The sequence below is a fragment of the Glycomyces dulcitolivorans genome, assembly GCF_003265355.1.
Taxonomy (GTDB): domain Bacteria; phylum Actinomycetota; class Actinomycetes; order Mycobacteriales; family Micromonosporaceae; genus Glycomyces; species Glycomyces dulcitolivorans.
Genome location: NZ_QFRW01000073.1, coordinates 1 through 6878, shown reverse-complemented (window position 1 = coordinate 6878; position 6878 = coordinate 1). Strand labels below are relative to the sequence as shown.

At 70.6% G+C, this 6878-nt stretch carries 7 protein-coding genes and 1 pseudogene; 5 read left to right on the top strand and 3 right to left on the bottom strand.

The genetic code is table 11. The annotated features are described in order from the left end of the window. Positions 1 to 94 precede the first annotated feature (94 nt). Complete coding sequence (locus DI269_RS05990) at positions 95 to 676, bottom strand: helix-turn-helix domain-containing protein (protein ID WP_157974785.1); 582 nt, start codon at positions 674 to 676, stop codon at positions 95 to 97. Positions 677 to 795: 119 nt separating this feature from the next. On the opposite strand from DI269_RS05990, the gene DI269_RS05985 reads away from it, so the two are divergent. Continuing rightward, on the top strand, positions 796 to 1572 hold the full coding sequence (locus DI269_RS05985) for a TSUP family transporter (protein ID WP_112134245.1): 777 nt from the start codon (positions 796 to 798) through the stop codon (positions 1570 to 1572). Here DI269_RS05985 and DI269_RS05980 read toward each other — a convergent pair. After that, complete coding sequence (locus tag DI269_RS05980; RefSeq protein ID WP_112134200.1) at positions 1569 to 2672, bottom strand: calcium:proton antiporter; 1104 nt, start codon at positions 2670 to 2672, stop codon at positions 1569 to 1571. The two genes, DI269_RS05985 and DI269_RS05980, sit on opposite strands and share 4 nt — an antisense overlap. Before the next feature lie 139 nt (positions 2673 to 2811). Here DI269_RS05980 and DI269_RS05975 point away from each other — a divergent pair, with 139 nt between their 5' ends. Then, positions 2812 to 4203: an aldehyde dehydrogenase family protein gene (locus DI269_RS05975; protein ID WP_112134199.1), complete on the top strand. Its 1392-nt coding sequence runs from the start codon at positions 2812 to 2814 to the stop codon at positions 4201 to 4203. On the opposite strand, the gene DI269_RS05970 is transcribed toward DI269_RS05975, so the two are convergent. Beyond that, positions 4200 to 4673, bottom strand: coding sequence for a MarR family winged helix-turn-helix transcriptional regulator (locus DI269_RS05970; RefSeq protein ID WP_112134198.1), 474 nt, complete (start codon positions 4671 to 4673; stop codon positions 4200 to 4202). The two genes, DI269_RS05975 and DI269_RS05970, sit on opposite strands and share 4 nt — an antisense overlap. A gap of 96 nt (positions 4674 to 4769) precedes the next feature. On the opposite strand from DI269_RS05970, the gene DI269_RS05965 reads away from it, so the two are divergent. The 3 genes and pseudogenes from DI269_RS05965 to DI269_RS05955 form a co-directional block, all read left to right on the top strand. After that, positions 4770 to 5219: a nuclear transport factor 2 family protein gene (locus DI269_RS05965; RefSeq protein WP_112134197.1), complete on the top strand. Its 450-nt coding sequence runs from the start codon at positions 4770 to 4772 to the stop codon at positions 5217 to 5219. 11 nt (positions 5220 to 5230) lie between these two features. Next, on the top strand, positions 5231 to 6094 hold the full coding sequence (locus DI269_RS05960; protein WP_112134196.1) for a haloalkane dehalogenase: 864 nt from the start codon (positions 5231 to 5233) through the stop codon (positions 6092 to 6094). Between the two features lie 325 nt (positions 6095 to 6419). Next, positions 6420 to 6878, top strand: a pseudogene (locus DI269_RS05955) (hypothetical protein); the annotation flags it as partial.

Genomic DNA, 6878 nt, shown 5'->3' with positions numbered 1-6878 from the left:
CGCCCGGCCGGGTTCTCAGGGCTTTCCCGGCCGGGCAAGCGGCGGCCCCCGTGCACCAGCACGGGGGCCGCTTCGCCGCTCTGACCGGGGGCGCCTATTCGTCCAGCTCCCGGCCGCACTCGCCGCATTCCGGCGGCTTCTGCCGCGGGACCTCCACGAACTCCTCGGCCACGATCCACAGCTTCCACCGCTGGTCGCCCTCGCGGATCACCGTGATCGAGGTGATGTCGTCCCGGCTGGGCCGCTCCAGCCCCCACAGGATGTCCAAGGGCTCCTTGTGCTTCGCGAGCTTCACCTCGCGGCCCTTCAGGTAGTACCCGGCCCGCGAGTACACCAGCTGCACCTGCTCGCCGTGCTCCTTCGGCACCGGCTCGCGGCTGCGGCCGTTGAGGAACGCGTGGTACTCGGTGTGCAGCTGGCGCGCGATCTGCTGGAGCGGTACCGACGAATACGCCTTGACCCACCGGTTCTGCGGCTGGTTCTTCCACTTCGTCAACCTGGCGGAGATCTCCGCGTACGAGATCTTCTCCCCCTTCGCGCGCCACTCGCGCTGGAACACCGACAGGGACCAGTTGTACACGGCCCGAACCGCTTCGAGGGTCTCCTCCAGGTTCCCGCGCTGCTGGTCATCGGGGTCGAAGGCATACTCGTAGCCGCGTTTCACCAAGTGGGTCATAGGCTTCGTCAAGTCCATGACCTGTTGATATCAGACGATTACGCACCGCCACGTGTTCCTCACCTCATCGGCGTGTCTCCCAGCCGCGCGGCAAGTAACTTGGCCTGGTGCCCTTCGACATCGACCCCGGCGTGTTCGCCCTGCTCATCGTCGCGGCCGTCTTCGCCGGCTGGGTCGACGCCGTCGTCGGCGGCGGCGGGCTGATCCAGCTCCCCGCGCTCCTCGTGGCCTTTCCCACAGCGCCGGTCCAGCTCATGCTGGGCACCAACAAGATGGCGTCGGTGTGCGGCACCACCACCTCCGCGATCACGTACTCGCGCAAGATCAAACTCGAACACCGGCTGCTGTGGCCCACCGTCGGCCTCGCGCTCCTCGGCTCCGGCGCCGGGGCCCTGGCCGCCCTCGCCGTCTCCGCGAGCGCCTTGAAGCCCATCATCATCGCGGTGCTCCTCGCCGTCCTGGTCCTGGTCATCGCCCGGCCCCAGCTCGGCCTCGAACCGCAGCCGAAGCTGCGCACCCCTTTGCGGGCCGCCGCCCTCATGCTCACCGCCGGCCTCGGCGTCGCGTTCTACGACGGCATCATCGGCCCCGGCACCGGCATCTTCCTGGCCGTCGCGTTCACCACGATCACCGGCTTCGACTACGTCGCGGCCGCCGCCCACACCAAGGTCGTCAACGCCGCCACCAACATCGGCGCCGTCATCGTCTTCGCCCTGCAGGGCAACGTGTGGTGGGTCCTCGGCCTCGTCCTCGGCGCCGGGTGCATGGCCGGGGCCTGGTTCGGCGCCCGCACCGCCATGGCCCGCGGGACCCGGTTCGTGCGGATCGTCCTGGTCGTCGTCGTCCTCGCCCTGCTCGCCCGCCTCAGCTGGGACGTGTGGGCCGCGACCCGCTAAGGGTTGATCGCCAGGAACAGGTACGCGGCCAGCAGCGCCAGGTGGACGCCGCCCTGGAGGCGCGTCGCCCGGCCCGGCACCACCGTCAGGACGCTCACCAGCACCGTCAGACCCAGCAGCACGATCTGCGTCGAGCCCAGGCCCAGCAGCAGCGGCCCGTCGAAGAAGAACAGCGACGCGATCGCGATCGCCGGGATCGTCAGCCCGATCGACGCCATCGCCGACCCGTAGGCGAGGTTGATGCTCGTCTGGATCCGCTGCTTCGAGGCCGCCCGGACCGCCGCGATCGACTCCGGCAGCAGCACCAGCAGCGCGATCGCCACACCGACCGTGGAGGCCGGGAACCCGGCCGCGTGCACGCCCGCCTGGATCGCCGGGTCCTCGTTGTGCGCCAAGCCGACCACGCCCAGGAGCGAGACCATGAGCATGCCGAGGCTCAGCAGCGCGCGCTTCGCGCTCGGCGGGTCGGCGTGCTCGTCCTCCTTGATCGTGCAGCCGTGCTCGGTCACCGGCAGGAAGAAGTCGCGGTGGCGCATCGTCTGCGTGAACACGAACAGCACCCACAGGACCAGGGACGCCAGCGCCGCGAACACCAGCTGCGGCGTCGAGTACTCGGGCCCGGACTCGCTGGTGGTGAACGTCGGCAGCACCAGGCCCAGGGTCGCGAGCGTGGCTACGGTGGCGAGGGCCGCGCCCGAGCCCTCCGGGTTGAAGTGGGTGAGGCCGAACTTGAGGGCGCCGACGAGCAGCGCGATGCCGATGATGCCGTTCGTGGTGATCATGACCGCCGCGAACACGGTGTCGCGGGCGAGCGTCTCGGTGTCGTGCCCGCCGGAGGCCATGACGGTGAGGATGAGCGCGACCTCGATGACGGTGACCGCGACGGCGAGGACGAGGGACCCGTACGGCTCGCCGATGCGGTGCGCGACGACCTCGGCGTGGTGGACGGCGGCGAGGACCGTGGCGATGAGGAAGACGGCGGTCACGATGATCATCGCCGCGCCGAGGTGGCGGCCCCATCCGAGGGCGAGGACGACCACCCCCAGCAGCGGTGCGATGACGGTCCAGGACAGAAGCGGGGATCGTTTCGCGGCGCTCATGTGCAGCATCCTGTCACGGGGCGGTCGCAGTGTCCCGGAGACCACATCCGGGGCATGGACCGTGACACACCCGTACGGTCTCGTTCCCGGCTTCGGCGCGGCGTTCCGCCGCGGCCCCGAGATCGATAGAGTCGTTCACATGTCAAGCGCGTTCGGACCAGAGTCCCCCTCAGACACCGTGTCCCGCCTCCGCGAGCACTTCGCGACCGGCCGCACGAAGCCGGTGCCGTGGCGCCTGGAGCAGCTCAAGGGCATCGACCGGATGCTGCGGGAGGCCGGCGAGGAGCTCGCCGACGCGCTGCGCGCCGACCTCGGCAAGGCCGCGCCCGAGTCGTTCCTCGCCGAGATCGACTTCGTGACCGCCGAGGTGCGGGCCCTGCGCAAGCACCTGCGGTCCTGGCTGCGGCCCAAGCGGGTCTACACGCCGCCGCACCTCCAGCCCGCGAAGGCGTACGTGCTGCGCGAGCCGCTGGGCGTGGTCACGGTCATCGGGCCGTTCAACTACCCGGTGCAGCTGATCCTGGGCCCGCTCGCGGGCGCGCTCGCGTGCGGGAACGCGGTGGTGGTCAAGCCGAGCGAGACGTCGGCGGCGACCGCGTCGGTGCTGGGGCGCCTCATCGGGGAGTACCTGGACCCGGACGCCGTCGCGGTCGTGCAGGGCGGCGCGGAGGAGACTGCGGCGCTGCTCGCCGAGCGCGTCGACCACATCTTCTTCACCGGGTCGCCGCGCGTGGGCCGGATCGTCGCGAAGGCCGCCGCCGAGCACCTGACGCCGGTGACCCTCGAACTGGGCGGGAAGAGCCCGGCGATCGTGGAGCCGGGCGCGGACCTGGCGACGGCGGCGCGGCGGATCGTGTGGGGCAAGTTCATGAACGCCGGGCAGACGTGCATCGCCCCCGACTACGTGCTCGCCGTCGGCGGGGTCGGCCCCGACCTGGAGAAGCACCTCGCGGACGCGGTCCGGGAGATGTACGGGCACGCGCCGGCCGACAGCCCCGACTTCGGGCGGATCGTCGACCAGCGGTCGTTCGACCGGCTCGCGCGGTACCTCGGCGAGGGGCGCCTGGTGTGCGGAGGCGGGCACAACCGCGCCGACCGGTACATCGCGCCCACGGTGCTCGCGGACGTGTCGCCCGACGACGCGGTCATGGGCGAGGAGGTGTTCGGGCCGGTCCTGCCGGTCCTCGCCGTCGAGACCCTCGACGATGCGGTGGCGTTCGTCAACGCGCGCGAGAAGCCCTTGGCGCTGTACGCGTTCACGAACTCGGACGCGACCCGGCGCAAGCTCCTGACGCGGACGTCCTCGGGCGCGGTCGGGTTCAACGTGCCGATGGCGCACATCGACGTCCCGGGGCTGCCGTTCGGCGGGGTCGGGAACTCGGGGCTCGGCGCCTACCACGGGAAGGCGTCGATCGAGACGTTCAGCCACGCGAAGTCGGTGCTGGACAAGCCCCTCGCGCCGGACACGATGCGGGTCATCTACCCGCCGTTCACGTCCCTCAAGGAGCAGGTGATGCGCCGCCTGCGTTAACCGGCGGCGAGGTGGGCGTTGACGCGGCCGAGCAGTGAGAACAGCTGCGCGCGTTCGTCCTTGTCGAGCGGGGCGAGGATCGACTCGTTGACGCCGTCAAGGACCGCCTCGATCTCGGCGAGGCGCGCGCGGCCGGCGTCGGTGACGGTGATGACGTTGCGGCGCTTGTCGTCCGGGTCCGGTGCGCGCACGATCCAGCCGCCCTCGGCGAGGTCGTTGAGGACGGCGACGAGGTCCGAGCGGTAGATGCGGGTGCGGTCGGCGATGGCGGCCTGGCTGGCGGGCCCGGACTCGTCGAGGACGGCGAGGACCACGAAGTGCGCCTTGTGGGCGCCGATCGGCGCGAGCGCCTCGGACGCCGTCCTGCTCATCTGCGCGCTCGTCATGCCCGTCAGGCGCGAGATCTGGCGCTTGAGGCGCTCAGGAGTCTGCACTCCGTGATCGAACCGCAGTTCACCGCTGGTATCCATGCGCACATCCTACCCCGCTTGCGTTAGTGAGACTAACGATGTAGATTCATTAGCAACACAAACGTTAGAGTAACTAACAATCTTGGGGAGACCATCGTGACCACCGCCGCGACCACCACCGACACCCTCGTCCGCACCCTCGCCGACCACGTCGAACTGGCCGACCTCGTCGCCCGCCACACCCTGTGGATCGACGAGTCCCGCTGGGACGAGACCGGCCGCATCTTCACCGAGGACGTCGCCGTCCGCTCCCCGCGCGGCGAGGCCCGCGGCTTCGACGAGCTGCTCGCCCTCGTCAACAAGGGCCACGACCGGTTCGCCCGCACGGTCCACAACAAGTCCAACGTCGTCATCGACCTCGACGGCGACACCGCGAAGGTGCGCGCCCACGACCTCGGCGTCTTCGTCATCGACGACGCCACGATCGCCGCGGCCGCCGGCATCCACCACTACACGGCCCGCCGCACCGCCGACGGCTGGCGCTTCGACGGCCTCGAAATCGAGCCCGTCGCGCTCACCGCCCCCATCGACCGCGCCGCCATCTGAAAGGCATCCGCATGAAGACCGTCGACATCCTCGGCTCGCACCTCGCCTACACCGAAGCGGGCGAAGGCGACACCACCGTCGTGCTGCTGCACGGCAACCCGACCTCCTCGCACATCTGGCGCGAGGTGATCCCCCGCCTGTCCGGCAGGGCCCGCGTCATCGCGCCCGACCTCATCGGCATGGGCGAGTCCGGCAAGCCCGACATCGCGTACTCCTTCGCCGAGCACGCGGCCCACCTGGAGGCGTTCCTCGACGCGGTCGGCGCCGACCGGCCCGTCCTGGTCGGCTACGACTGGGGCGGCGCGCTCGCCCTCGACTGGGCCGCACGGCATCCCGACCGGATCAGGGGCGCCGTCGTCATGGAGACGTTCCTGCGGAAGATGACCTGGGCCGAGTACCCGGCCGGGGCCGTGGAGTTCTTCCGGGCCCTCCGCACGCCCGGCGCGGGCGAGCAGATGGCCTTGGAGGAGAACTGGTTCATCGAGACCGCGCTGCGCGCCACCAACGGCGGCATCTCGGACGAGGACCTGGCCGCCTACCGCAAGCCCTACCCCGACCCGGCGTCGCGGAAGCCGCTCCTGGCCTGGCCCAGGCAGATCCCGCTCGCCGAGGAGGACGGTCCGTTCGAGCCGGCCGAGGTCGCGGCTCGCTTCGACGCCTACGGCGACTGGCTCGCGACCTCCGAGACGCCCAAGATGCTGCTCACCGCGAGCGCGTACGGGCTCGGCTCGCCCGCGATGATCGACTGGGCCAGAGGGCACTCGCGGGCGCTCGAAGTGCGGAGCATCGGCGAGAACGTCGGCCACCACGCCCCCGAGGACGCGCCGGGGCCCGTCGCGGAGGCGGTGTCCGACCTGCTCGAACGGCTCTCGTGAAGGGCCAAAACGCAAAAGACGCAAAACAGGCCCTGACCGGCGTATACGTCGGTCAGGGCCCATACCCCTCGAAGACAAGTCTGCGATCAGGTTAGCACCCTGCTCGCGCGCGCTACAGCAGGGCTCGCCTCGACGGAATTCCAACGGCCCCAAGCGAATCCGCTCCATACGGGAACGGCTGGAGTCTAAAGGGGACTTCTAGTCGCACCCCGGAGGTTCGCACCCCTGAGGCCGGGTCTGTACAGGATACGAGCATGTCGGTAATATTGCGCCGATTGGGAGTGACAATCCATTCCTTTTAGGACGCAAGGTCGTGAGGACCCCCATGCGACGAATGGTGCTCAATGCCGCGCTCGGCCGGACCGCGCGTGCCCGCCGGGACCCCGCGGAGGCGCTCGCGGCCTGGCGGGAGCGCATCCGCGCGACCCTCGACGCCGCCGACGCCGAACCCGACGCGAGCGACTGGGCGTTCGCCGAGGACCTCGGATTCCTCCTCCAGTGCTTCGCCGCCGTGCCCGAACTCACGCCGCTGGGCTGGACGATCCAGCTGCGCAACGCCCAGCAGCGGTTCGAGAACCGCCTGCGCGTCAAGTGGATCCACGCCCGCAGCCCCCTCGTGGCCGCGGCCCCGGTCGAGCGGCCCGTCTTCATCGTCGGCCTCCCGCGCGCCGCCGGCAGCGTCGCCCACCGGGTCCTCGCCGACTCGCCCGCCCACCGCGGCCCGGTGCTGTGGGAGCTCCAGCGCACCGGCCTCGGCCAGGGCGACGACGGCCGCAGCCGCGCC

Bases quoted from the DNA above. Each gene is read 5' to 3' on its own strand.
- DI269_RS05960 (WP_112134196.1), top strand. From the start codon at position 5,231: ATGAAGACCGTCGACATCCTCGGCTCGCACCTCGCCTACACCGAAGCG.
- DI269_RS05975 (WP_112134199.1), top strand. From the start codon at position 2,812: ATGTCAAGCGCGTTCGGACCAGAGTCCCCCTCAGACACCGTGTCCCGC.
- DI269_RS05970 (WP_112134198.1), bottom strand. From the start codon at position 4,673: ATGGATACCAGCGGTGAACTGCGGTTCGATCACGGAGTGCAGACTCCT.
- DI269_RS05980 (WP_112134200.1), bottom strand. From the start codon at position 2,672: ATGAGCGCCGCGAAACGATCCCCGCTTCTGTCCTGGACCGTCATCGCA.
- DI269_RS05990 (WP_157974785.1), bottom strand. From the start codon at position 676: ATGACCCACTTGGTGAAACGCGGCTACGAGTATGCCTTCGACCCCGAT.